Source organism: Thalassovita taeanensis (assembly GCF_900110775.1).
Taxonomy (GTDB): Bacteria; Pseudomonadota; Alphaproteobacteria; order Rhodobacterales; family Rhodobacteraceae; genus Litorimicrobium; species Litorimicrobium taeanense.
In genome coordinates, this window is the sequence record NZ_FOEP01000002.1 from 458,687 (window position 1) to 483,683 (window position 24,997).

Below are 24,997 nucleotides of genomic sequence, written 5' to 3' on the forward strand. Positions count from 1 at the left end.
TGGCGCGTGGACTTGCCCGAAACACTCACACGCAAAACGATTACGCGCGCTCCACCACAACCGAGCCCACGGAATACCCTGCGCCAAAGGAACAGATCAGCCCAATATCACCCGGCTGCATATCGGCCGAATGCTTGGAAAAGGCGATGATCGACCCGGCGGACGAAGTATTGGCGTAGTCTTGCAAAATATTTGGCTGCTCATCCCGCGTCGGTTCGCGCCCCAGTACCTTCTTGCCGATGAAATCGTTCATCGCCTTGTTGGCCTGATGCAGCCACATCCGGCGCAATTGCTCGGGCGCCACGCCCTCCTGCTCCAGATGGTTCAGGATATGGGCAGACACCATCGGCACCACTTCCTTGAACACCTTGCGGCCGTTCTGCATGAACTGCATATCGCGCCGGTCGGCCATGCCGTCGGGTCGGTTGCGGCGCAAGAATCCGTTGTTGTTGCGAATGTTGTTGGAAAACTGCGTGGCGCAACGGGTCGAGCGGATCACGAAATGATCGCCCTTGGCATCCTCGGCCCGCTCGATCACCGTGGCTGTTGCCACATCGCCGAAGATGAAATGGCAATCGCGGTCACGCCATTCCAGATGACCCGACGTTATCTCAGGGTTGACCACGATCGCACAGCGGACCGAGCCCGCCCGCACCATATCCGCCGCCGCCTGAATGCCAAAAGTGGCCGAAGAACAGGCCACATTCATATCAAATCCAAAGCCCCCCGCACCCAGCCCCTGCTGGATCTCGATCGCCACCGCCGGATAGGCACGCTCCATGTTCGAGGCCGCGCAGATCACCAGATCCACGTCCGTCCCTGTGCGCCCGGCCTGCTCCAGCGCCGTAGCGCAGGCTTTCAGCGCTATCTCAGTCATCAGCCCCGGTTCGTCGTCGCTGCGCTGCCGAAACCGCGGATACATCCGGGTCGAGTCCAGAATGCCCTCTTTTTCAAGCACATAACGCTGCTCGATACCCGAAGCTTTGAAGATAAAATCGGACGAGGAATGCTCCATCGCCGTCATCTCGCCCGCCGCAATCGCTTGGGCATTTTCGGCATTCATCCGGTCGGCATAGGCGTTGAACGCCACGACCAGTTCGTCATTGGTGATAACTTCGGACGGGGTGAACACACCTGTCCCGCTGATGACTGGTTGATACATGATATCCCCCCTGAAAAATTTCGTACCCCAGATCATCCAAAGGGGGCCCTCAGGTCAACCCCACCCAAAGGTCAGGGTGTCCGTTCAAACCGGATTGGGCAGCGGTTTTCCGTCGAAAAACGCCTCGAGGTTGTCCAGAACCATCATCCCCATCGCCTCGCGCACCTCCAGCGCTGCCGTGCCAAGATGCGGCAACAGCACCACGTGCTCCAGCTTGCGCAGCGCCTCTGGTACCTGCGGCTCATGCTCGTATACATCCAGCCCCGCGCCGCCGATCTCTCCGCCTTGCAGCGCCGCAATCAACGCCGCTTCATCCACCACGTCACCGCGGGCAATATTGATGAAATGCGCATGGCTCTGCATTGCTGCAAAAACCTCGGCGCCGATTAGGTGATACGTCTCGGCGCCACCGGGCACCGCCACCACCACAATATCCGCCTGTCCCGTCAGCTCGGTCAACGAAACCTGCTGTGCGGGAAAATCCACCTGCTTGGGCGAGCGGTTGTAGAACAACACCTGCATCCCGAACCCGAAATGGCACCGCCTCGCAATCGCCTGGCCGATCCGGCCCATGCCGACGATCCCCACCGTCTTGCCCGTCACATGCAGGCCCAGCATCTGCGTCGGGTTCCAACCCTGCCATGCCCCCGACCGCACCAGCCGTTCGCCCTCCGCCGCGCGCCGCGCGCTCATCAGGATCAGCGCCATTGCCGTGTCGGCGGTCGCATCGGTCACCGCGCCGGGTGTGTTGCTGACCTGCACCCCGTGCGCCTTGGCCGACTCCACGTCGATATGATTGTATCCGACGCCGAAATTCGCCAATATCCGACATCGCGGCCGCCCGAACTCGGCAAAAATCGCCGCACTGAACATGTCGCCCAGCGTCGGCATCACCCCATCATACAGCGCTAGAGCCGAGCGCATTTCGGCCCCCGTCATCGGCGCATTGCTCTCGCGCACCTCAAGCTCGAACAGGTCCTGCGCACGCGCGATAACCCGTTCTGGCAACGGGCGACTGATCAGTACCCGCGGCGGCCCCGTGCGCGCCATCAGTGCATCCTCCCGCCGACAGGCACATCCTGGTCTGGCGACAACAGAACAACGCCTCCCTTAGGGTCCGGCACGCCCAGCACCAGAACCTCGGACATGAATTTGCCAATCTGGCGCGGCGGGAAATTCACCACGGCCATCACCTCTTTGCCAATCAGCGCCTCGGGCGTGTAATGCGCCGTGATCTGAGCCGAGGTCTTCTTCTCGCCGATCTCATCCCCGAAATCGATCCACAGCTTGATCGCAGGCACCCGCGCCTCGGGATAGGCCTCGGCCTTGATTACGCGCCCAACCCGGACGTCGACCTTCAGGAAGTCGTCAAAATTGATATTATCCACGTGCCAATTCCTTCGATCGGTTCGTCGCCGCCGCCACCGCGCGGGGCAGCAGATCGGGAAAGCCCCGCGCTTCATCCATCAAGACCTCAAGCGCTGCCTGCGTCGTGCCGTTGGGGCTGGTCACATTGATCCGCAACTGGCTCGGGCTTTCGCTCGCAGCTTCTGCCAGCGCGCCTGCGCCAGCCACAGTAGCCTTGGCCAATTGCATCGACAACGCCGCAGGCAAACCCTGCGCCTCGCCCGCCGCCGCCAAGGTTTCGATCAAATGAAAGACATAGGCGGGACCGGACCCCGACACACCCGTGACTGCGTCGATCTGGTCCTCGCTGTCCAGCCGAACCACTTGTCCGACCGCACGCAACAGCGCCTCGGCCAGATCCATCGCCGCGGCGGATGTATGTTCATTGCCGACAATCGCAGTGATCCCGCACCCAATGGCGGCGGGGGTGTTGGGCATCGCCCGAATGATCGGCGTATCCGCGCCCAACACGGCTTCGAAATGTGCAATCGGCGTGCCTGCCGCGACCGACACGAACACCGTCGCGCCATTGCCCATCGCCGCCAGCACTGGCAAGGCCTCGCCCATCATTTGCGGTTTGACGGCCACCAGAACGATGGCCGGGGCAGCGGGCAGTGCGGCGTTGATGTGCACCCCCGTCGACGTCAACCAGTCAGTCGGATGCGGGTCCAACACCCAAACCGACGTTGCAGGCAAACCCTGCGCCAACCAGCCCTCCAGCATGGCTGACCCCATCTTGCCACAGCCCAGCAATACCAGCCCGGCCTTGGCCACATCGTTCATATCCATGGGAAATCCCCCCTCGCCTGTCGTCCGTGGTTCGGGGGGAAGTGTTACGCGCGCCCGTAGGCCTCTGCAATGGCGACCTGAATCGCATCTTTCGGCGTCCGGTTGCCCCAGACCACCAGTTGCAGCGCCGGATAGTACCGCTCGGCGCTCATCACGGCGGCATTGATCATCGTGTCAATCTGCTCGGGGCTGGCCACCTGGCCACCCGCCAGTACCAGACCATAGCGATACACCATCATTTTCTGCTCGGCCCAATAGGTGAACGCCCCGGCCCAGCACTGATCATTCACCGCGTTCAGCGTTTCATACAAAGCGGGCAACCGCTCTTCAGGCGGCTCCATCTCAAAGGTGCAGATCAGCCGCAAAGTCTCATCATACGCCGACCATGCCAGCGTGATCGAATAGGTGCGCCATTGCGCTTCAACTGCCATTGCAATCTGGTCGTCTGCGACCCTGTCGAACTCCCAGTCGTGATGCTCGGCGATATATTCAACGATGTCGATGGGGTGAAGGTCTTCCTGCAAGAACTGCTCGGACAATGCCATGGTACCACCTCTTTTATGCCGTAGCGAAGGGGGCTTGGCAGCGCCCCAAGCGCTAGATGCCTGCTCTACGGGCGGGGGCTGTTTCCCTCGTCCTTACTAGATATGGTGCTGCGCACAGCTCCGTCTGTAAAGCTAAATTTTGGGGATAACCGCAATAACTTGTGGATGAAATGAGAATTCATACCTGATCATGGTGCAAAATGTAGCAGCAAAAACTGCGCGCCTCTAAGGTTCCAAGCGATTCTGCGGGAACGGGTGGTAAGCCTCTTCATCAAGGTCAGCGCGGGCGTGGATGACATCCATCGACAAAACATCCTTCAGCCAAGCGATGGACAGCCGTTCAAAATCTTCGATCCGTTGATTGTGCTCGACGCCTTCGCCGAACACAGCCGCGGGGTCGGCCTCGAACCACGCCTTGTTGACCGTCAAGATCACCTCGCGCATCGGCCCGTGCCGCGTTGGCCGCCAGGGGTTATGTGGTCCTTCTGCCAAGCGTTTCTGGATGCCTTTTTTCGCTTGCGCTGCTCCAGGGCTTCCAGTTCTGCCGCAAAGTTCTGCGCCTTAATAGCTGCGATCTCTGCCAAAGCATTGGCAGCCCAGTCCTCAGATCCAATCAGCAAACGATTTGGCGCTGGCGGATGTTCAAGAATGTGGCCGATGTCACCGCCGACCCGCTTGCGGTGTTTCTCATAGCCTGCGAGGTGTTCAGGCCCGATACCCTCAAAACGCAGAACAACCGGATAGCGGGTTTCAAAATGTGAACCATCTATTTTTTGATCTCCTTGGGGGTGGAGACGAAAAAATGGTTATGCGGTTTTCGGGACCAAAATTTGGACGCGTCGAAGGTTGCAGGTGAAAGAAGTCGCTTCAGAGACGGAGCGCCATAGGCTCATCAAGCGCCGGTTGGTTGGGGGCGGATTGCTGACACTCGCTGCGCCGCGCACCGAGGGCAGCTATGCGCAGTTTGCGACCTTTGCAAAGTCGATGTTTCGGATTGGTGCAATGGGCCTGAACGGCCCAAAGCCGCCGTCCGCAGTGTTCGAGTTCGCTGCGATGCAGCTTCACCTAAGCAGACATTGTCTGCACTACAGAACTTCGACAAAAGGCCCCTATGTCCGAGCATTCTTCGCAAACGAGGGGCGCTGGTTTTTCTTCATGTAAGTCCAGGCAATAAATCGACTAGTTTTTTGTCCCTGTGCCATTTCAACGACTTTATAATCAGCAACCCTAGCTTTTCCTAGAATTCGGATGAGGGGCTGGAGGTTATCTTTTTTCGACACCAACGAGGTAAACCACAGGCACTGGTCGGCGAACTCCATACTCTGTCCAACCATGCGAGCGATAAACTTTATCTCACCACCAGGACACCAAAGTTCAGTATTTTGACCACCAAAGTTGAGTTTTGTTGAACGCCCTTTGCCAAGGTTCGCCCACTTACGTTGGGTACCCTTATTCGCTTTTTCGATAGACCCATGGAAAGGTGGATTGCACATGGTTACGTGAAAAGCATCGTTGGGCTGGATCACACCGCGAAAGATATTCTCAGGTTTGCTTTGTCGCCTAAGGGTAATTGCCAACTTGTTGAATTCACAAATTTGCCGTGCCGATTTGATCGCGCCCATGTCGATATCGACGCCAGTGAAGTGCCAGCCGTATTCGCTCTGGCCCGTAAGCGGGTACACCAAGCTCGCACCAGTGCCGATGTCCAACGCCTTGATATGACGCCCTCGCGGTACTTCTTGGTTATTGCTGCCAGCAAGCAAGTCCGCGAGATAGTGGATGTAGTCGACGCGGCCGGGAATTGGTGGGCACAAATAACCGGCGGGAATATCCCAAAACTCAATATCGTAATGCGTTTTTAGCAACGCCCGATTAAGCATACGGACGGCCCTCACGTCTTGAAAGTCAATCGTCGTCTGACCGACTGGGCTACGGATCGTGAAGGCCTCAAGCTCAGGTGTCTGCGCCACCAAACGCCCGAAATCGTAGCCTTCTGAGTGTTGATTGCGGGGGTGCAGCTTCGTTTTGGTGGCCATGGGAACGCCTTCATTTTAGGTTGATGGACGTCACTCGCCAGACGATTTGTTGCTTTTAGGCCCTCATGCACAAATAGTAAAATGAGGAGCGGGGCAGATCCTCCGCTGATGCGACGGCCCGACCATTCATTGCGTGTGCAGCATCTATCATTTTGGTCTCGAAGTTGACTTTCTCTAACGCGCAGCATTTCGCTGATCCAATAGGTGCGGCCGTCAATCACGGCCCAAAGCCGCCGTTTCCCAGTTCGTTAGACGCTGCGCTGCAGCTTCCCCAGACCAGCCATTCGTGCTCAGTTCAACACTATGATGGGTTTTATACTGCTATGTTTGGTTCACTGATTGAGGGGCCTTTGGAGCGGTTATCCAGAACAGATCGCGAAGAGGCCCGCACGTGATGCGATACCGAGCTTTGCGTAGGCCCTCTTGCGGTAGGTCACCACGCTGGAGGGCGCGACGCCGAGGTCCGCGGCGATCACTTCGGCCTTTTGCCCCGAGAGGATACCAACGCAGACGGCCTGCTCGCGTCGGCTGAGAATGGCAAGGGCGGCGGGGATACCGGTGCCCTCCGCGCGCTCGAAATGCATCAGGGCCAGCCGTCCGGCAAGGCGGGAGAGCCCGGCATCGGGACTGCGTGGGTCGGCGCAATAGAGGCTGACGAACAGCCGAAGCCGTTCACCCACGGCCAGTACCGTGGACTTTGCCGTCAACCCCGGCGCATCGAAGAACCTCTCACGGTAGTCATGGTCCATTGCTTCGGTAATCTCTTCCAATGTGCGCACTTCGATGCAGTTTGGCGAAGCCTCTCGCAGATCGGGCAGAAGTGGATCGCGGAGAAAACACCCGTCGAGATATGCCGAGGCCAGTTGCCCGGCGAGGGCTGCATTGGCGTAATGGAACGACAGCAGACACCGCGCCCCCGCGTCTTCGATGGCAAAAACCATGATCTGGTCGATGCCCAGGGTCTCTACAAAATCGACGTAGGCCCGCGGAAAGGTCTCTGCCCCCAGGGCAGCAAGGCAGGCATCGATCTTGAGTGCATCCGGTGACATGCGCAGACAGTAGCATGTCCCCCTAGGCAGGGGACAGACAGAGTCGCGGCCGACCTGCTATCTCCCGTCTCATTCGAGGGAGGACACCCAAATGAGACCGCACGGCCGCGCAGAGACGCAATCGCTGTATTTCGACTATCCGCAATTCAAAGCTCCGGAAAGCCGCGAGCGTCTTGGGGAGCGCGTGCGCGTGGCCATCGTCGGCGCGGGACCGGTGGGCATGACGGCAGCCTTGGCGCTGGCACGAGAGGGGATCGCATCGGTGCTCCTCGATGCAAAATCGACATTCAACGACGGCAGCCGCGCGATCTGTGTCTCACGATCGAGCTTTTACATTCTCGAACGACTCGGCGTCGTGGCGCCTTTTCTTGACAAGGCGCTCGGCTGGACGACGGGACGCAGCTTTTACCGGGGACAGCAGATCCTTGAATTCGACATGCCGGATGGGCCGGACGAGAAATACCGCCCGATGTACAACATCCAGCAACAGTACATCGAGCAATTCCTCTGGGACGCCATCGCGCGGGAACCGCTGATCGAGATTCGTTGGCAAAGCGCCGTCGAGGGCATCGAAGATCGGGACCACGGCGTGCGCCTGACGGTCCGCGATCCACAGAGCGCCTACGAGATGACCGCCGACTGGGTTCTGGCCGCTGATGGCGCGCGCAGCGATATCCGCAAGATGCGCGGGCTGCGGCTGAAGGGCGAGAACTATGAAGGCCGCTATGTCATCGCCGATGTGCAGATGGCGCATGATTACCCGACGATCCGCCGGGCGCTTTTCGATCCGGATTGCCGACGGGGTGGGACGGTACTGGTTCACAAGCAGCCCGACGACATCTGGCGGATCGATTATCAGCTGCGCGATGGTGAAGATGCAGAAGCGGCCATCACTGAGAGCAGCGTGCGCGCTTCGGTGCAGGCGGTTCTGGACGATTTGGGCTATGATGGCGCATGGGATCTTGAGTGGTGGAGCATTTACTCCGCCAATACGCTGGCGCTGGACGACTACCGCGATGGGCGGGTCTTTTTCATCGGGGACAGCGCCCATATCGTGCCGATCTTCGGGGTGCGCGGGTTGAACAACGGTTTGGCGGATGCGCAGAACATCGCATGGAAACTCGCGCGGGTGCTGGATGGCCGAGCGCAAGACGCATTGCTCTATAGCTATTCACCGGAGCGCCGCGGTGCGACGCTGGATGTCTTTGCCAATGCCTCGAAATCGGCGCGCTTCATGACGCCGCCGACGCCCGGCTGGCAGCTTATGAGAGACGCAGCGCTGAGCCTCGCGCTGAGCCATCCCTTTGCCGGACAGCTTGCCAACCCGCGGCAGATGACGCCTTATACCTATGCCGACAGCCCGATCACCGATGCGGATGATGTGGGGTTTGACGGTGGCCCCGTACCCGGCGCGGTGTTACCGGAAGTGCGCGTCCATGACGGATATCTGACCGATCTACTTGGCAGCGGCTTCACGCTCGTCACCTGCAACACGGCCATGGCCGAGGCCGTCTCGCACGACGAAATGACGATTATCGTGATCCCCACGGGATCGGCGGCCGATGTGGCCCTGCAGCTTGGTGCAGATGGCGCCTACCTCATTCGCCCCGACATGCATGTCGCAGCCCGCTGGACCAAGACGACGGCGACGCAAGTCATGGCGACCCTTGCCCGAAACTGCGGAGACTTGGCATGACACCGATCGACATCGAGCGCGTCTATGACGCTCTGGCCACGGCACTGGACTCTCTGACAGACGACAAGCGGGATCTGTTCCTGGCCAAAATCGCCCTCTTGTTGGCGCATGAACTCGGCGACGCGGACCGTATCTGTGATCTCATCGCCCAGGCGGCATGCGTCGGTCCCGAATGATCATGTACTTGAATATGTTCTGGTGTCGGCTTCGCGAAACCACGCGCCGAAGTGACACACTGTTCAGTTCCTGACCGGACATTCATGCCACGCGCAGCGAAGGTCTGCTATCCGCCCTTGCTGCATGATCTACCTAGTACGCCGGGCACTCAATTGAATGTCGTGAAAGGGCTGGGAGCGGTCATTATACGCGGTTCGGAAGAACGTCTGCAATGGTGAAGGATTTCCGGTCTTGGGGAAAATATGTGGTAAACGCGAATCGAAAGGTGCCTGCGTTGGGGGTGGCAGCAAGGTGCCTTTGGGGTTCGTCTCGTTGACAGAAAACCTGATGATCATCGGCATGGCGATCTGGATGCTGGCAAGAACGATCTGACTTATCGCCCATAGCTCCAAAACCTTTCGGGGCGTTGATGTGCTACCGGACTTCAACCATCAAAGGCGCGCTGATGGTTGTCAGCGTCGCGGTGGTCAGCAGGATCAGCGCCACCAAGGCAACCTCAAGCACGATGGACCGGCGCAGCCTTTGCGCCGCATCCGGATCCTGCCGCAAAAGGGCGGGCGTCAGGCGCAATTTGTTGAAGGCAGCCAAGCCAATCAGGGCGGTGAAAGCGGCCAGTTTTAGCGCGAACATCTGGCCATAGGCGGTCCCAAGGGCGGCAATCAGGTCCTTGGTCAGCAGCCAAAGCGTGATACTGCCCGACACAGCCAAGGCACCGACACCCCAAAGGGCAAGCTGCCCGAAATCATGCGCAACTTTGCCCGCCGCCAGGCCATCCTGTCCAGCAAGGCGATAGAGCGGAGCAAATGCACCGATCCAAAAGGCAATCGCGACAAGATGGACCGCCAGCAGCAAACCGAGGATCACCCGCGGGTCAGCCAGCGCATGACCGCGAAAGGTGAAGGACATGGCGATGATCAGGGCACCCGTCGTCGCGAGGGCGGGCCCGATACGTCCTGGGATCAGGATTGCAGGCACCAGCGCCAAGCCAACCAGTCTGACCGCGATGCTCATGCCCAACGGGCTTTGCGCGACCATAGGCAAGATCATCGGGTCAAACGCTCCCTGCCACGTGCCTCCCATCAGGAAGCTGGCCCTCAGCGGCAGCCGCGCAAGCGACAGCAAGGCCGCCGCCACGGCACAGATCACCGCCAAGCGGATCAACCACGCGCGTTCGCCCCTGGGCAAAGATCGCAGTGCCACGGCAGACAGGATACCGCCAGCCGCCGACAGCGACATGGCATAGACCAGCGCCTTGACCACAATCGCGATCCAAGTCAACGCATCTGCCTTGGCTAAGGCGTCCAGCACCCCTGACTACTCGGTAATGTAAAAGCTGAACTGACCCTGCATCGGATGCCCGTCTTCCGCCAGACCGCGCCATTCAACGGTGTATTTTCCAGCCGCAAGCGTCGGCGGGGTTGCGCTGAAATCGCTAACCGGCTGCATGTTGTCGGTCCGTATCAACGCGTGATCTGCGCCTACATCATCCCGCAAGGAGATGAGGGTCACGCGCAAGGGCATATCGAAATTCATCGTGATCGTTTCAGGCGATGTCGCCAGAACGGCACCATCCGCTGGCACGGTCGCCTCCTCCTTGGAGTGCGCGGCAGCCGGTCCAGCGGCCAGCGTCAGAGAGGCAATAAGAGCCGCTGCAAATCGTGTGACGTATGTCATCATGGTATTCCTTCTTGGGCGTCAGTTGATGCCATTGGCACGTTGCACGGCGCGAACATAGGCGATGATGCCGCCGATGTCTGCTTTTGTCAGCCCGTCAACGGTGGCCATGTTGCCGAAAGTCCAATGATGCGATTGAACACCGTATTCGACCGCCCGTTCAAAGGATATGTCGGCATGATGGCTTGGCTCATAGATCTTGTGAATAAGCGGCGGGCCCATTTCGGTACGTCCCGAACCGTTTTCACCGTGGCAAGCCGCGCAATTGGCGGCGAATGCGGTTTGGCCCATTTGTTCTTGGTCGGTGAATGACGACGGTAGGCTGACCGCTACGATCGGTGCCCCCGGTGTGGTATCAGTCACGGACTCGGACGGTGCGGGCCACAGCAACCACGCAGCCCCAAGGGCGACGACGGCCGTAATAATCAGGGCGAGCGTTACGCGCATGTTGAACTCCTGGTTTTATCAAAGGGTCGCTGGCCGAAGCGGATCTTCCGGCCAGCGGGGCGTTTTTATTCCGGCATCATGGCGCTGACGACATACATGCCATCGTCGCCTTTGATCAGCATCAGAACGATTTCATCGCCTTCCGCGACCCCGTCGACAACGGCGTCGGCGGTCAGAGGCATGTCCATCGTCATTGCAGGCCAGCCGATTTCGGGAATAGGTTCGTGGCTTACATTTACGGTGCCGTCCCCGATGGAATTGACCACGGCTTTGGTGTGAACCGCGCCTTCCATTTTTTCATCGCTCATCACCATGTTGGAATGGTCCATCGTGGAATGGTTTGTTTGCGCCATCGCCATTGGCGCGGCGAGTGTGAGCAAGCATATTGAGAGAGATAGAATTTTCATAAGCCGTCCTTTCAGGTTGGGTTTATTCGGCCGGTTGGGTTGCTGCCGACACATCGGTCGGCTGCAACAAGCTGCGGTTGACCCGTTTCAGGGACAGCCGCTTCCAGATCACGAAGATCGACGGAATGACAAAAAGCGTAAGCACGGTGGCGGTTGCCATGCCGCCCAGCATCGGGGCGGCAATGCGCTGCATGATTTCGGACCCGGTGCCGGTGCCGTACATGATCGGAATCAACCCAGCAAAGATCGTGGCAACGGTCATCACCTTGGGCCGCACGCGCAGCAGTGCCCCCTCGAAAACGACCTCTTCGACGTCGAGTGGGGTCATCTTGCGGGCTTCGGCAGCGGCGCGCTTGCGGCGTTTCTCCCAAGACAGGTTCAGGTACAGCAGCATGACGATTGCGGTTTCAACTGCGACACCGGCCAGGGCGATAAACCCCACCAAAACAGCGACCGAGATATCAAAGCTTAGATACCACAAAAACCACACGCCGCCCGCCAGTGCGACGGGCAAAGCCGCCAGAATGATGCCGACCTCGATCACGCGGTTGAAGGCCATGAACAGCATCAGCGTGATGATCAGCAAAGTTGCCGGGGCCACCAGCTTCAGCCTTTCCTGCATGCGCTGGATATATTCATACTGGCCCGACCAGTTGATCGAATAGCCTGCTGGCAAGCTGACACCGGCGGCCACAGCAGCGCGGGCCTCTTCGACATAGCCGCCCAGATCACGGCCCGCGATGTCGATGAACACAAACCCCGTGCGCCGCGCGTTTTCGGAGCGGATCATGCCGGGGCCGTCAACCACGCTGATGTCGGCCAATGCGCCCAAGGGGACATGCGCGCCCGAGGGCGTCACCACAGGCAGATCGCGCAACCGTTCAGGGCTGTCGCGCCAGTTTTGCGGATAGCGCAGGTTAATCGGAAAGCGTTCCAACCCTTCGACAGATTCCGAAACCTGCATGCCCCCGATCGCGGTCTGGACCACGTCCTGAATGTCACGCACGCTCATCATATAGCGCGCGGCCGCATCCCGGTTGGGGTTGATCTCGATAAACCGCCCGCCGATGGGGCGCTCTGCATAGGCCGAGGTGGTGCCGTCGATCTGCGACGCGATGCGTTCAACCTCGATGCCGATCTTTTCGATCACGCCCAGGTCTGCACCGGAAATCTTGACACCCACCGGGGTCTTGATGCCCGTGGCCAGCATGTCGATCCGGTTCTTGATTGGCTGGATCCACACGTTGGTCACGCCGGGGATCTGCACGACGCGGTCCAGCTCGGCGCGGATCTTGTCCATCGTCATGCCTGCACGCCAGTCCGCTTTGGGTTTCAGCTGGATTGTTGTCTCAATCATGGTCAGCGGGGCCGGATCGGTCGCCGTGTCAGCGCGGCCCAGCTTGCCATGAACGGTCTGCACCTCGGGCACTGTGGCAATCAGACGGTCGGTTTGTTGCAGTACCTCGCGGGCCTTGCCGATGGACACACCGGGGTAAAGCGACGGCATATAGAGGAAATCACCCTCGTTCAGTTCGGGCATGAATTCGGTCCCGATGCGCTGCAACGGCCACCACATCGACGCCACCAGAAGCCCTGCCAAAAGCGTTGTGGCCCACGGCCATGCAACGGCGGCATCCAGAAAGGGGCGGTAAATCCAGATCACCAAGCGGTTCAACGGGTTCTTGCGCTCAGGGATGATACGCCCCCGCACGAAATACCCCATCAGCACCGGCACCAGCGTGATCGACAGGATCGCAGCGGCGGCCATGGCATAGGTTTTGGTGAAGGCAAGCGGTTTGAACAACCGGCCTTCCTGACTTTCCAGCACGAAAACGGGCAGGAAACTGACCGCGATGATGGCGAGCGAGAAAAACAGCGCCGGGCCCACTTCCTCGCAACATTCGGTTACGATGCGCCAACGATTCTTGTTGGTCAGCTTCTCGGTCTCAAGCCTCCGGTGCATTGCCTCAATCATTACGATGGCCGCATCGACCATGGCACCGATGGCAATGGCGATACCGCCCAACGACATGATATTGGCGTTCACGCCTTGCAGCTTCATGATGATAAACGCCGCAAAGATGCCCAACGGCAGTGACAGCAGGATCACCAGTGACGACCGCAGATGCAGCAGGAACGCGGCACAGACCAGTACTACGACGATGAATTCCTCGGTCAGCTTGTGTTGCAGGTTTTCAATCGCGCGCTCGATCACGCCTGCGCGGTTATAGGTTGTCACAATCTCGACGCCCTCGGGCAGGCTGTCGCGCAAGCTTTCTATCCGTGCTTCAACAGCCTTGATTGTGGTCAGCGCGTTGCCGCCCCACCGCAGGATCACCACACCGCCGACGGCGTCGCCTTCGCCTTCAAATTCACCCACGCCACGGCGCATTTCCGGCCCAAGCCGGATGTCGGCAACATCGCCCAACGTCAGTGCGGCACCGCGGTCGTTTACCATCAACGGTGCTTTGGCGATGTCGGCCAATTCGTCCACATAGCCGGTGGAGCGGACCATGAATTCGGCCTCTCCCATCTCAATCACGCTGCCGCCGGTTTCGCGGTTTGCGCCCTGAATGGCATCGCGCACCTTTGCCAGTGGTATGTCGTAGGCGCGCAGCTTGTTTGGGTCGACGACGACCTGATATTGCTTGACCATGCCGCCGATGGTGGCCACCTCGGACACGCCATCGACGGTCTGCAATTCGTATTTCAAAAACCAGTCCTGAAGGGTTCGTAACTCTGCCAGATCATGCCCGCCGCTGCGGTCGATCAGGGCGTATTGGTAAATCCAGCCCACACCGGTGGCATCCGGCCCAAGCTGGGGTGCGACACCTTCGGGCAGGTTGGCGGTGATCTGGCCCAGATATTCCAGCACCCGCGTACGTGCCCAATACAGATCGGTGCCGTCTTCGAACACGACATAGACATAGCTGTCGCCAAAGAAGGAAAACCCGCGCACGTCGCTGGCCCCCGGCACCGCCAGCATCGCGGTCGTGATGGGATAGGTGATCTGGTCCTCGACCACCTGCGGGGCCTGACCGGCATAAGAGGTGCGCACGATCACCTGCACATCGGACAGATCAGGGATCGCATCGACCGGCGTTGAGCGGATCGCCCAAATCCCCGCCACCGTCATCATCAGCGCCAAGGCGATGACGATCACTCGGTTCGCGATGGACGCCCGGATGAGAGCCGCAATCATTGTGTGGCCTCTGACGCTTTGGCAAAGCCCACCAGCGTCATCGAAAAATCGGGATTGCGCTTGAGAAGCAGGTTGATGTCCTGACCCATCGGCACGGTTGCCATATCGACAGACGGATCAACGGCAAAGTCCATCGTCATGCCGGGCATACCAATATCCATCATCGGACCGTGCGTAATGTTTGCCATCCCGCTGGTCGGATCGACCGAGTTGATCGTTCCCATCACCTCGGTCGGTGGGGTCACCTTTTCGGCGGCAGAGAGGATCATGGTCATGCCATCGGGGCGGGCAAAGGTCAGGGTCATCTCTTGGCCCATTACAAGCGTATCGGCATCAAGTGTCGGGTCCACGGCAAAATCCATGGTCATGCCCGGCATTCCGATCTGGATCATGGGGCCATGGGTGATCGTTGCCATGCTTTTGGTCGGGTCAAAGGCATCCACCGTGCCGGAAACCACAATCGGCTCTACTGCCGGTTCGGCTTTGGCCTCCGGTTCTGCGGGGGCGGACATCTGCATCGTTTCGGTCATGCCTTCAACGCGCAGCCCGACGATGGTGAACACCCCATTTTCGTCCTTGGACAGATCAAATTCGACAGCTTGGTCAAGCGGCACTTCGGCGGCGTCGATCCCCGCAACCTTCATGTCCATCTGCATCGCAGGCCAACCCAAGGCCGGTATCGGGTCATGGGCCATCGTCAGCTTGCCATCCCCCGTGACCCCCAGAACACGGCCCTTGCCGGTCGCGGCAATGCCATCATCGCTGCCAAGCGCGGTCAAGCTCAGCAATCCATCGGCACCACGGGCCGCCTGAAACGCGACCTCCTGACCGATGGCCAGCTGATCAAGCATAACGTCCGACCGCACCGCAAACCGCGAGGTCATGGCAGGCCAGTCCAGCGCCTCAAGCGCGCTGTGCCGGATTGTCGCCAGCCGCGTATCAGCATCAAGTGCGATCAACTTGCCTGTACCGCGCGCAGGTTCCGCGTCAGTCGGGGCCATGCGCATCAATCCCGCACTCAGCGCGCTTTCGCTGTCGATCAGGAATTGCGCAGACGCGACGACTTCTTCTCCGGGGGCGAGGCCTTGAATAACTTCGGTCCTGCCGCCCTCGTTAAAATTGTCGCGCAGGCCGGTGGTGATCAGACGCGGCTTGAACGTGCCTTCGCCGGTTTTCAGAATAACGCGCTCTGCCGACCCTGTGCGAATGATCGCCTCGGTTGGGACGGTCAGCGCCATCTGCGACTGGCGTGGCGTCAACGTGACATTCCCGAACATATTGGGGCGCAGCAGCCCGTCCGAGTTATCAAACCGCAGGCGCACAGGCAGCGTGCGCGTCTTTGCGTCAAGCTCGGGATAGATATAGTCGATCTTGCCCTCAAAGCTCCGGCCGCTGAGGTGTTCAAACTGGGCGACGGCCTGCATATCGTCGGTCAGACGCGCGATATCCCGTTCGAAGACATCGACGATCAACCACACAGCGTTCGTATCGGTCACTGAAACCGCCCGGACGCCGGGTTGCAAAAACATCCCCTCAGCCGCCTCAATCGACACGACGACGCCGTCTTGCGGGGCACGCACTTCGATGTTGCGCGCAATCTCTTTGCTGGCTTCGACCCGTGCAATCTGCTCATCAGACATGCCAAGGCTGCGCAGTTTCCCGCGGGCCGCGTCGACAATGCGGCGATCCCCGTCCTGAATGGCCCGGATCAGATCGCCGGAAGAGGAACCGATGATTTGCGAGAACATCTCGAACAGCACATCGCCCTTGTGCACCGGATCCCCCAAAGCGCGCACATTCAGCTTTTCGATCCAGCCATCAACACGGGTGTGAACATGGCTGGTCAGATGGTCATCGTAACGTACGAACCCCACCGTCTGGATATTGCGGGCGATCTCGGTTGACTGCGCAACTGCAGTGCGCACGCCGATCGCATTGATCTCGGCGTTGGACAAAATGACCTCGGCAGGATCACCAGACGGCTCCTGACCTGCCATGACCGGGATCAGATCCATCCCCATTGGCGATTTTCCCGGTCCCGGTTGCCTGAAATTCGAATCCATCGGAGCAACCCAATAGAGAATTTCGCCGTCCACGGCCCCCGCCGTTTCAGAAGGGTTCAAGTAAAGCCGTTCAAGAAATACACCACCTGCCAAACCAGCAGCGAGCGCAAGAACACTCAGGGCTGAATACCGTCCACGCATGGTCACACCTCGACCGCGGCCCTGCTAAGGAAACCGCCTTTGATAAATTACAGATGTGCGGCCCCCAAACTGAGGACACGCACCCGAAATCAATCAAATCTGTTGAGGGGGGCGATCTTTGGTCGAGCGCAGGAATGAGGGCAGATGGCTGCCACGATCCATGGCCTGCCTGTTGGTCAGATAGGCATCGGAAGCTACAAGCGCGAAAAGCACCGACGCCTCATGATAGCAGCACACAGAAGACATGCAGTGCAAGGAAGTGCCATGGTCTTCATGGTCCGGCAGGGAGCCTTGCGAGGGCACCGAAACCGCATGCCCCATAGTTGCATGATCCATCTGTTCTGACGTCATCTGATGCGGGGCTGTCGTATTCTGCGCTGCCGCAACCAGGCTTGGCAGGATTGCGTTCATCAGCAGCACAGACACGAAGAGCAATACCCTCGCCCCATGCCACCCGGCCCCAAGACCGCACTTATGCAAAACACCACTCATGCCATAGTCATCTATTTGAAATGCTCTGGCTTCAAGTCAGAAGTTTGTGATCAAGATATTTTTGCGAAGCAAAGCAGCCGGTTTGAAAGAAATGCTCACCAGTTGGGTTTCGTGTTTGGCGAAAATTCATTTAATTTCTCAGCGCACGCTCCCGCTCGGATATATTGTCAAACGAAAAGCGACACAGTATTCACTGGCGAAGCATACCTTGGATCCGACCGCAGCGAACTACCGCTTCCCGCCCACCTCCCCGTCGCGTGCCAAATTTTGACGAGAGGGTTTCCCTCTCGCCGCTCTCCCTGTTTTTTAGCCTCCCGTTTTGCTGCGCGTTTTTTGTGACGCGCAGCAAAACGGGAGGCCTTTCAGGTTTCCAAAGCTGGTGTCGATTTTCAATCACATCAATGGAGACCCCAGATGTATTACTCCCCCCAAACCTTCGTGCCGGACTTCGACTGGAAAGACCTCGTCGAGCGCGGTGACGTTGTTCTGTTTGCCTTTCCGACCAACGAGGACGCCGAAGGTCCGGCAGAGCAGCCCAAGCGGCGTCCCTGCCTGGTGCTTGATGTCTTCGAGCTGAACGGCATCAAGTTTGTCGAACTCGCCTACGGCACCTCGGCTCGCACCAAAGCCAACACAGGATACGAGGTCCGCGTCGGGCACACCGCCTCCTGCCACGCGGCGGGGCTGGATCGTCCGTCCCGGTTTGTCTGCTCGCGCCGTGTCATCGTCAGCATCAACCACCCCGGGTTTGAGGGCGGCGAGGAGCGCGGCACCCTGATTGGCCGCCTTGATGCGCCACTGGTGGACCGCATGAATGACGTCCGGGCCCGTCTGCAGGCCGAGGCAGACATCAAGGCCGAGGCCCGGCGGGAGCGTCGGGAGGAACAGGCGCGCTGGCAACGCGAAGAGCGCGGTTTCCTGGAGCGGAACCGCGCATCTCGCGCAGCCAACACCCCCAAACGCAAAGGAGGTCTCGTATGACCCATCAACTTCTGCCCATCACATATGACAATATCGAAGCCATCGCCGCGGCAGCCTTCGCCAAATCCCGCGACTGCATCACTGCGATCCGGATGGACGTGTTGCACAACATTCAACCGCTGGAGCGGGTCGGCTTTGAGCGGCTGATCAAGCTGATTGAGGCCCGCCAGATCTTCAAACCAGAGATCCTGGAGGAACTGGACGTGCAGATGGATTTCCTCACCCGGGAGATCGACAAGGGCACGACCGTGCACCAGCACCGCGACTATGATGAGTGCAACGTTTCAGCGCCTGCCTGCTGGCAAGAGACGCAAACGACCGAGCGCGCGGATGAGCTGGGCCGCGCGATGATCATGTTCTTCGAGCTCTACGAGACCTTGCAAGCCGTGCATGACCTGATGCACGCGCAGGAGGCTCTGGGCGCGTTGCGTCAGAGCCTTTGATTTACAGAGACACGCGGGCTTAGACACCCCGCGTCAGGCGCGCTGGCGAACCTTCTGCTGCTACAGATGTCGGCGCGCCGTCCAAACAGAGATGCCCGCACAGATCCTCTCTGTGCGGGCGTAAACGACCAACCGTAGCAGGCCACCGTTCTCGTCGTGTTGTTGGTTCTTGTGTGTCCACAACCGAAGGAGAAGCGAATGACCCTCACAAATCTGATCGACCTGATTGCCGAAGTCGCCGCCAAGCGGGCCACCCTGGAGGGCGGAACGAAGGAAGAAACACCGAACGCAGTGATCTTTATGATAGCGGTGATTTTGTCCGGATTATGGCAGCGCAGTTTCCGTTTCGGTCAAATTGGATTTGTCTTTCACGAGATCATGCGGCAGCCTCACGGCACAAGGAGACCATAAATGACCGATACGCCCCGCGTTGCGATTTACGCCCGCTTCTCCACAGATATGCAGAACCCAAAGTCTGCCGAGGATCAGGAACGCGAATGCCGCAAGCACGCAGAGCGTGAGGGATGGACCGTAACCCAGGTGTTTCAAGATACCGCCCTCAGCGGGGCCACCAAGGGTCGGCCAGGCTATGAAGCACTACTCGCCGCCGTAAAAGCCGGGCAGTTCGATATCGTCCTGTTTGAACATCTCGACCGCTTGGCGCGGGACCTTGAGTTTTTGATGGCGTTTTACAAAGAAGCCCGCCACGCTGACTGTGAGCTGCACCAGTTGCATCGTGGCAAACTGGGCATTTTTGACATTGGTATCCTGGGCACATTCGCCCAGATCTTTCTCGAAGAACTCTCCTACAGAACCCGGCGGGGCCTGATCGGTAAAATCGAGGCCGGCAAAAGCGCAGGCGGCCTGTCCTATGGCTATTGCGCGCGCCGCACGACGGCGGGAGATGTTATCAAGGGCGAGCAGGACATCAACGCCGATGAAGCGCTGGTGGTGGAACGGATATTCACGGAATACGCCACCGGGAAATCGCCGATCCAGATCGCGACCGATCTCAATGCCGACGGGATCCCTGCCCCGCGCGGCAAGGGCAACAGTTCCGGCCACTGGCGTCAGACCACCATCAACGGCAATCGTGAACGCGGTACCGGCATCCTGAACAACGAACTCTACATTGGACGGCGCGTGTGGAATCGGCTGCGCTATTCCAAACACCCCGAGACCGGCAAACGTGTCTCGCGGCTGAACCCGCCCGAAGATTGGATCACGTTCGAGGCCCCGGATCTCCGGATTGTCGAGCAATCCGTCTGGGAGGCGGCAAAGGCGCGCCAGACAGCCCAACAACGGCTACGCACCAAACAAAACGCAAGCGACCCCAACGGCCTCTCCGTGGCTCAAGGGATGCGTCGGCGTAAGTACCTGCTGTCAGGCCTGTTGTCCTGCGGTCAGTGTGGCGGCAACCTCACCGTGGCAGGCAGCGGCAAGACGCGGCGATACTACTGCGCCAACGCCAAAGAGAAAGGCGACGCCATCTGCACCGGGATGCGCGGATTGAAAGAAGAAGACGCCGCGCTCTCGATCCTGTCTGGGCTAAAGGTCGGTTTGATGCAGGATCAGGCCTATGCAGAGTTTCGGGAGAAGTTTCTGGCGCGCAAGAAAGGTGAAGAGAAAGAACGCGATGATTTGCTCCGGCTCCATAGCCAGGCTGTGCGTCAGCTGGAGACCCGGCACGCAAACCTGATGAAGGCGGTTGAGGATGGGGACTATTCTGCCCCTATCATCGCGCAGCTCAACAAGGTGGATGCTGAACTGACCCAAGCACGGGCCAAACGAGACGCCGCAGCCCCCGAGCCCATCTTCTTGCCTCAGGACCTCCCTGCCCTTTACCGCGCGCATATTGATGATCTGGTGGGCACCCTATCGGACGAGGGCGTCTCTGGACGTGCCTGCGAAGAACTCCACCAAATCATTGATACTGTTGTGGTGACCTGGGACGCGGAGGCGAAGCATCACGCGCTTGAGTTGCGGGGTAAGCTATTGGAGATGCTGAACACAAAAAAGTCCGCCGGAGAGGCGGGCTTGGATATTAGCGAAAGTTCGCTGAAGTTGGTTGCGGGAGTAGGATTTGAACCTACGACCTTCAGGTTATGAGCCTGACGAGCTACCGGGCTGCTCCATCCCGCGCCAATTTGGTGCCCCTTATTTTTTGGTATGGGGCGCATCGTAGAGAGATACGTTTTGTGGTTCTTACTAGGTTTGGCGGTGACCTACTCTCCCACGTCTTAAGACGCAGTACCATTGGCGCGACGGCACTTAACGGCCGAGTTCGGGATGGGATCGGGTGTTTTGCTCGCGCTATGACCACCAAACCGAGAAAGAACCACGTTGTCCAAGTCGTGTACATTTATTTATGTGATGTATGCTTCTGATCAATTCAGTATCAGTCTTGCTGTTACTGGATCAAATCAAGCCTATCGGGCAATTAGTACCGGTCAACTGAATGCATTACTGCACTTACATCTCCGGCCTATCGACGAGGTGGTCTACCTCGGCCCTCAGGGATACCTTGTTTTGAGGGGGGCTTCCCGCTTAGATGCCTTCAGCGGTTATCCTGTCCGATCATAGCTACCCAGCACTGCTCCTGGCGGAACAACTGGTACACCAGTGGATCGTTCACCCCGGTCCTCTCGTACTAGGGGCAACTCCTCTCAAGTATCCTACACCCACGGCAGATAGGGACCGAACTGTCTCACGACGTTCTAAACCCAGCTCACGTACCTCTTTAAACGGCGAACAGCCGTACCCTTGGGACCTGCTCCAGCCCCAGGATGAGATGAGCCGACATCGAGGTGCCAAACACTGCCGTCGATATGGACTCTTGGGCAGTATCAGCCTGTTATCCCCGGCGTACCTTTTATCCGTTGAGCGATGGCCCTCCCACTTGGGACCACCGGATCACTATGACCGACTTTCGTCTCTGCTCGACTTGTCAGTCTCGCAGTCAGGCTGGCTTCTGCCATTGCACTCAACGACCGATTTCCGACCGGTCTGAGCCAACCTTCGCGCGCCTCCGTTACTCTTTAGGAGGCGACCGCCCCAGTCAAACTACCCGCCACACAGGGTCCCGGATCCGGATAACGGACCGCGGTTAGACATCAAGCAAAGCAAGGGTGGTATCTCAAGGATGACTCCACAAGGACTAGCGTCCCTGCTTCAAAGTCTACCACCTATCCTGCACATGCTTGGCCTGATGCCAGTGTGAAGCTGTAGTAAAGGTGCACGGGGTCTTTCCGTCTAACCGCGGGAAGCCTGCATCTTGACAGGCAATTCAATTTCGCTGAGTCTATGTTGGAGACAGCGGGGAAGTCGTTACGCCATTCGTGCAGGTCGGAACTTACCCGACAAGGAATTTCGCTACCTTAGGACCGTTATAGTTACGGCCGCCGTTTACCGGGGCTTCAATTCAAAGCTCTCACCTCTCCTTTTAACCTTCCGGCACCGGGCAGGCGTCAGACCCTATACGTCGTCTTGCGACTTCGCAGAGCCCTGTGTTTTTAGTAAACAGTCGCCACCCCCTGGTTTGTGCCCCCAGCCTCTAGTTGCCTAGAAACCGGGCCTCCTTCTCGCGAACTTACGGAGGTATTTTGCCGAGTTCCTTCAACATAGTTCTCTCAAGCGCCTTGGTATTCTCTACCAGTCCACCTGTGTCGGTTTAGGGTACGATCTTATGTAAGAGCTATTTCCAGGAACCTCTAAGCAGCCCATTCAATCCGATAAGGATGAACTACCTTCGAGATCCGTCACTTCTTACTGGCCCAGGAATATTAACCTGGTTCCCATCGACTACGCCTTTCGGCCTCGCCTTAGGGGTCGGCTTACCCTGCTCAGATTAGCTTTAAGCAGGAACCCTTGGACTTTCGGCGACAGGGTCTCTCACCCTGTTTGTCGCTACTCATGTCATCATTCTCACTAGTGATCTCTCCACCGGATCCCTCACAGGCCGGCTTCACAGAAAGCATCATGTCCTCCATGACCTTCCGAAGAAGGCTAAAGAGGATAGATACTATGTCACACTACGCTCTGCTACCATGCCTTACGGCATCCTAAGCTTCGGCTCATGGCTTGAGCCCCGTTACATCTTCGCCGCAGGACAACTTATTTAGACCAGTGAGCTGTTACGCTATCTTTAAAGGATGGCTGCTTCTAAGCCAACCTCCTGGTTGTTTTGGTCGTCCCACCTGCTTTCCCACTTAGCCATGAATTGGGGGCCTTAGCTGTAGGTCAGGGTTGTTTCCCTCTTCACGACGGACGTTAGCATTCGCCGTGTGTCTGCCATCTAGTACTCCCGGGTATTCGGAGTTTGGTTAGGATCAGTAAGCCGGTAAGGCCCCATTACCCATCCAGTGCTCTACCCCCCGGGGTATTCGGATGACGCTCTACCTAAATAGATTTCGCAGAGAACCAGCTATCTCCGAGTTTGATTGGCCTTTCACCCCTAGGCACAGCTCATCCCGATCCTTTTCAACGGATGTGGGTTCGGTCCTCCAGTTAGTGTTACCTAACCTTCAACCTGGCCATGCCTAGATCACTCGGTTTCGGGTCTGATCCCACGAACTCATTCGCCCTATTAAGACTCGCTTTCGCTACGCCTACACCTATCGGCTTAAGCTTGCTCGTGAGACCAAGTCGATGACCCATTATACAAAAGGTACGCCGTCACAAGACTGGACACTAATGACAACCTAATTCAACGGCACGCTGACGCGCAGTTGAATGGTTTCAAGACCGGGGTTCACGCTCTTGATATCCGCATTCGACCGATGGTCGTAGGATATCCCGACACGTATCCCGTTTCGCGCTTCATAGCCGATCTCTGCCCCCGATCGAAACTCGATCGGAAAGCCCAGATCAGGGCCACTGCCACGGGCATAAAGCCCCGGCATCAGGTGCAGCTGTACATAGCCGCGATCCCGCGCAAATTTACCCGTGTATGTTGCTCCGAACCCGACCCAGGCAGAGCCTTCGTCGGTTACGGACACACCGAAAGTGGGTTGGAACGGCCCATAGCTGCGAGCAAGCTCGTAGCGGGCGTAAACCTCACTTGCGATACTGTTGTCCTGGAACTGAACATCGCCAGCAGAGATCGAGAACCTCTTCTGAACATCACGCTCAGCAAGGCATCCATCTCCACAATAGTTCACGCTCATATCTGTCAGACCAGCCAACAGAAATAGCACTGCAAATGTTCCGTCCATTCCACTCTCCTAGGTTTCCCTAGGGGGCGTACAACAGACAATCACGATTGTCATTAGAGTCCAGTCAAGCTCCGACTGATTGTAGGCGTTCGGTTTCAGGTACTGTTTCACTCCCCTCGTCGGGGTGCTTTTCACCTTTCCCTCACGGTACTGGTTCGCTATCGGTCAGTAAGGAGTACTTAGCCTTCGAAGGTGGTCCTCCGATCTTCAGACAGAATTTCACGTGTTCCGCCCTACTTAATACGTCCTATCGAGCTACCCATACGGGACTGTCACCCACTATGGTCGCGTTTTCCAACGCATTCTGGTCACTCTCAAGGCTCGGCTGGTCCCCGTTCGCTCGCCGCTACTAGGGGAGTATCAATTGATTTCCTTTCCTCCGGGTACTTAGATGTTTCAGTTCCCCGGGTTTGCTCTTATAAACCTATGTATTCAGTCTATAAGTACCTGTTTTACCCCATTATTGATCACCCTTGCGGGTAACAATAACAGAATATCAGGTGGGTTGCCCCATTCAGAAATCCATGGATCAAAGCTTATTCTCAGCTCCCCATGGCTTATCGCAGAGTATCACGTCTTTCATCGCCTCTTACTGCCAAGGCATCCACCAAACGCCCTTCTCGCGCTTGATTTGATCCAGAAAGAGCAAGGCTTGCGCCAAGCGCGTGCCGCTCTGGTAAGGTCGGCACTCTATCCCGGATCAAAAGCATACTATCCCGCTCGATCGTCTAGCGATCGAACTTCTTGGTTCAATCCGTGCGAATTGAACCTGGTTAGTGTACTTGACTTGGACAACTCTGTTCGTTTCAGTCCGGCATACTCATGGGCGTCCGAGGAAACAGACGCGGTCACAAGCTTGCCTCACCCGAAGGCTCGGCACCAAACTGAGGTGTTTCCCTTACTCGGGAACACCAAACAGTGTTGATTGTATCTCTCTATACGATGTCAATAAGTCGAACTTTCAAGGAAAGTATCGACCACGTCTGCAGAACAGACGTTCAAACAGTCACATGACTGCTTGAAGATGTGTTCTTATGCGGAAGTTTGGTGGAGCCTAGGAGGATCGAACTCCT

21 protein-coding genes, 1 tRNA gene, 2 rRNA genes and 1 pseudogene are annotated in these 24,997 nt (G+C 58.1%); 7 read left to right on the plus strand and 18 right to left on the minus strand.

The genetic code is table 11. The features are described 5' to 3' along the window. Positions 1–40 precede the first annotated feature (40 nt). From BSF79_RS04675 to BSF79_RS04715, 8 genes are all read right to left on the minus strand, one after another. Positions 41–1,162 carry a beta-ketoacyl-ACP synthase III gene (locus BSF79_RS04675; RefSeq protein ID WP_090268664.1) on the minus strand — a complete coding sequence of 374 codons (1,122 nt, stop codon included), beginning with the start codon at positions 1,160–1,162 and terminating at the stop codon, positions 41–43. Between the two features lie 84 nt (positions 1,163–1,246). Continuing rightward, the gene (locus BSF79_RS04680) at positions 1,247–2,212 is read right to left on the minus strand and encodes a 2-hydroxyacid dehydrogenase (protein ID WP_090268665.1); all 966 of its coding nucleotides are present in this window, start codon (positions 2,210–2,212) and stop codon (positions 1,247–1,249) included. After that, positions 2,212–2,550, minus strand: coding sequence for a tRNA-binding protein (locus BSF79_RS04685; RefSeq protein WP_090268666.1), 339 nt, complete (start codon positions 2,548–2,550; stop codon positions 2,212–2,214). Before BSF79_RS04685 ends, BSF79_RS04680 begins: the two co-directional genes overlap by 1 nt. Continuing rightward, a complete protein-coding gene (gene proC, locus BSF79_RS04690; protein WP_090268667.1) occupies positions 2,543–3,358 on the minus strand; it encodes a pyrroline-5-carboxylate reductase in 816 nt (271 codons plus the stop codon). The genes BSF79_RS04685 and proC overlap by 8 nt, the downstream gene beginning before the upstream one ends. 44 nt (positions 3,359–3,402) lie before the next feature. Further along, positions 3,403–3,903 carry a type III secretion system chaperone family protein gene (locus BSF79_RS04695; RefSeq protein WP_090268668.1) on the minus strand — a complete coding sequence of 167 codons (501 nt, stop codon included), beginning with the start codon at positions 3,901–3,903 and terminating at the stop codon, positions 3,403–3,405. A 225-nt stretch (positions 3,904–4,128) separates the two neighbouring features. Beyond that, the gene (locus BSF79_RS04700) at positions 4,129–4,347 is read right to left on the minus strand and encodes a plasmid recombination protein (protein ID WP_090268669.1); all 219 of its coding nucleotides are present in this window, start codon (positions 4,345–4,347) and stop codon (positions 4,129–4,131) included. A gap of 665 nt (positions 4,348–5,012) precedes the next feature. Further along, positions 5,013–5,939 carry a 23S rRNA (adenine(1618)-N(6))-methyltransferase RlmF gene (gene rlmF, locus BSF79_RS04710; protein WP_090268671.1) on the minus strand — a complete coding sequence of 309 codons (927 nt, stop codon included), beginning with the start codon at positions 5,937–5,939 and terminating at the stop codon, positions 5,013–5,015. Between the two features lie 359 nt (positions 5,940–6,298). After that, entirely contained in the window at positions 6,299–6,988 is a 690-nt protein-coding gene (locus BSF79_RS04715; protein WP_090268672.1) for a helix-turn-helix transcriptional regulator, read from the minus strand. A gap of 91 nt (positions 6,989–7,079) precedes the next feature. Here BSF79_RS04715 and BSF79_RS04720 point away from each other — a divergent pair, with 91 nt between their 5' ends. The 3 genes and pseudogenes from BSF79_RS04720 to BSF79_RS19430 all read left to right on the plus strand — a co-directional run. Continuing rightward, on the plus strand, positions 7,080–8,684 hold the full coding sequence (locus BSF79_RS04720) for an FAD-dependent monooxygenase (RefSeq protein ID WP_090268673.1): 1,605 nt from the start codon (positions 7,080–7,082) through the stop codon (positions 8,682–8,684). Further along, positions 8,681–8,860 carry a hypothetical protein gene (locus BSF79_RS04725; protein WP_090268674.1) on the plus strand — a complete coding sequence of 60 codons (180 nt, stop codon included), beginning with the start codon at positions 8,681–8,683 and terminating at the stop codon, positions 8,858–8,860. Before BSF79_RS04720 ends, BSF79_RS04725 begins: the two co-directional genes overlap by 4 nt. A gap of 250 nt (positions 8,861–9,110) precedes the next feature. Then, positions 9,111–9,233, plus strand: a pseudogene (locus BSF79_RS19430) (glutaredoxin); the annotation flags it as partial. Between the two features lie 42 nt (positions 9,234–9,275). Here BSF79_RS19430 and BSF79_RS04730 read toward each other — a convergent pair. The 7 genes from BSF79_RS04730 to BSF79_RS04760 all read right to left on the minus strand — a co-directional run bounded on the left by BSF79_RS04730 (position 9,276) and on the right by BSF79_RS04760 (position 17,221). Next, on the minus strand, positions 9,276–10,169 hold the full coding sequence (locus BSF79_RS04730; RefSeq protein WP_090268675.1) for a CopD family protein: 894 nt from the start codon (positions 10,167–10,169) through the stop codon (positions 9,276–9,278). 6 nt (positions 10,170–10,175) lie between these two features. Beyond that, a complete protein-coding gene (locus BSF79_RS04735; protein WP_245776313.1) occupies positions 10,176–10,535 on the minus strand; it encodes a copper resistance CopC family protein in 360 nt (119 codons plus the stop codon). Between the two features lie 21 nt (positions 10,536–10,556). After that, positions 10,557–10,982 carry a c-type cytochrome gene (locus tag BSF79_RS04740; protein ID WP_090268677.1) on the minus strand — a complete coding sequence of 142 codons (426 nt, stop codon included), beginning with the start codon at positions 10,980–10,982 and terminating at the stop codon, positions 10,557–10,559. 65 nt (positions 10,983–11,047) lie between these two features. Further along, on the minus strand, positions 11,048–11,335 hold the full coding sequence (locus BSF79_RS04745) for a copper-binding protein (protein WP_245776314.1): 288 nt from the start codon (positions 11,333–11,335) through the stop codon (positions 11,048–11,050). Between the two features lie 76 nt (positions 11,336–11,411). Then, the gene (locus tag BSF79_RS04750; protein WP_090268679.1) at positions 11,412–14,591 is read right to left on the minus strand and encodes an efflux RND transporter permease subunit; all 3,180 of its coding nucleotides are present in this window, start codon (positions 14,589–14,591) and stop codon (positions 11,412–11,414) included. Beyond that, on the minus strand, positions 14,588–16,606 hold the full coding sequence (locus tag BSF79_RS04755) for an efflux RND transporter periplasmic adaptor subunit (RefSeq protein ID WP_245776317.1): 2,019 nt from the start codon (positions 16,604–16,606) through the stop codon (positions 14,588–14,590). Before BSF79_RS04755 ends, BSF79_RS04750 begins: the two co-directional genes overlap by 4 nt. 282 nt (positions 16,607–16,888) lie before the next feature. Next, positions 16,889–17,221: a hypothetical protein gene (locus BSF79_RS04760; RefSeq protein ID WP_139246379.1), complete on the minus strand. Its 333-nt coding sequence runs from the start codon at positions 17,219–17,221 to the stop codon at positions 16,889–16,891. Between the two features lie 480 nt (positions 17,222–17,701). Here BSF79_RS04760 and BSF79_RS04765 point away from each other — a divergent pair, with 480 nt between their 5' ends. The 4 genes from BSF79_RS04765 to BSF79_RS04780 all read left to right on the plus strand — a co-directional run bounded on the left by BSF79_RS04765 (position 17,702) and on the right by BSF79_RS04780 (position 20,820). Then, complete coding sequence (locus tag BSF79_RS04765) at positions 17,702–18,268, plus strand: type II toxin-antitoxin system PemK/MazF family toxin (protein ID WP_090268682.1); 567 nt, start codon at positions 17,702–17,704, stop codon at positions 18,266–18,268. Next, positions 18,265–18,711 carry a hypothetical protein gene (locus BSF79_RS04770; protein WP_090268683.1) on the plus strand — a complete coding sequence of 149 codons (447 nt, stop codon included), beginning with the start codon at positions 18,265–18,267 and terminating at the stop codon, positions 18,709–18,711. The genes BSF79_RS04765 and BSF79_RS04770 overlap by 4 nt, the downstream gene beginning before the upstream one ends. A 198-nt stretch (positions 18,712–18,909) precedes the next feature. Then, a complete protein-coding gene (locus BSF79_RS04775) occupies positions 18,910–19,122 on the plus strand; it encodes a hypothetical protein (RefSeq protein ID WP_090268684.1) in 213 nt (70 codons plus the stop codon). Positions 19,123–19,170: 48 nt separating this feature from the next. Beyond that, positions 19,171–20,820: a recombinase family protein gene (locus BSF79_RS04780; RefSeq protein ID WP_245776318.1), complete on the plus strand. Its 1,650-nt coding sequence runs from the start codon at positions 19,171–19,173 to the stop codon at positions 20,818–20,820. On the opposite strand, the gene BSF79_RS04785 is transcribed toward BSF79_RS04780, so the two are convergent. The 3 genes from BSF79_RS04785 to BSF79_RS04795 form a co-directional block, all read right to left on the minus strand. After that, positions 20,777–20,853 (minus strand) — tRNA-Met (locus BSF79_RS04785). The genes BSF79_RS04780 and BSF79_RS04785 overlap by 44 nt on opposite strands. Before the next feature lie 70 nt (positions 20,854–20,923). Further along, a 5S ribosomal RNA gene (gene rrf, locus BSF79_RS04790) occupies positions 20,924–21,038 on the minus strand. A 92-nt stretch (positions 21,039–21,130) separates the two neighbouring features. Further along, a 23S ribosomal RNA gene (locus BSF79_RS04795) occupies positions 21,131–24,556 on the minus strand. Positions 24,557–24,997: the final 441 nt, after the last annotated feature.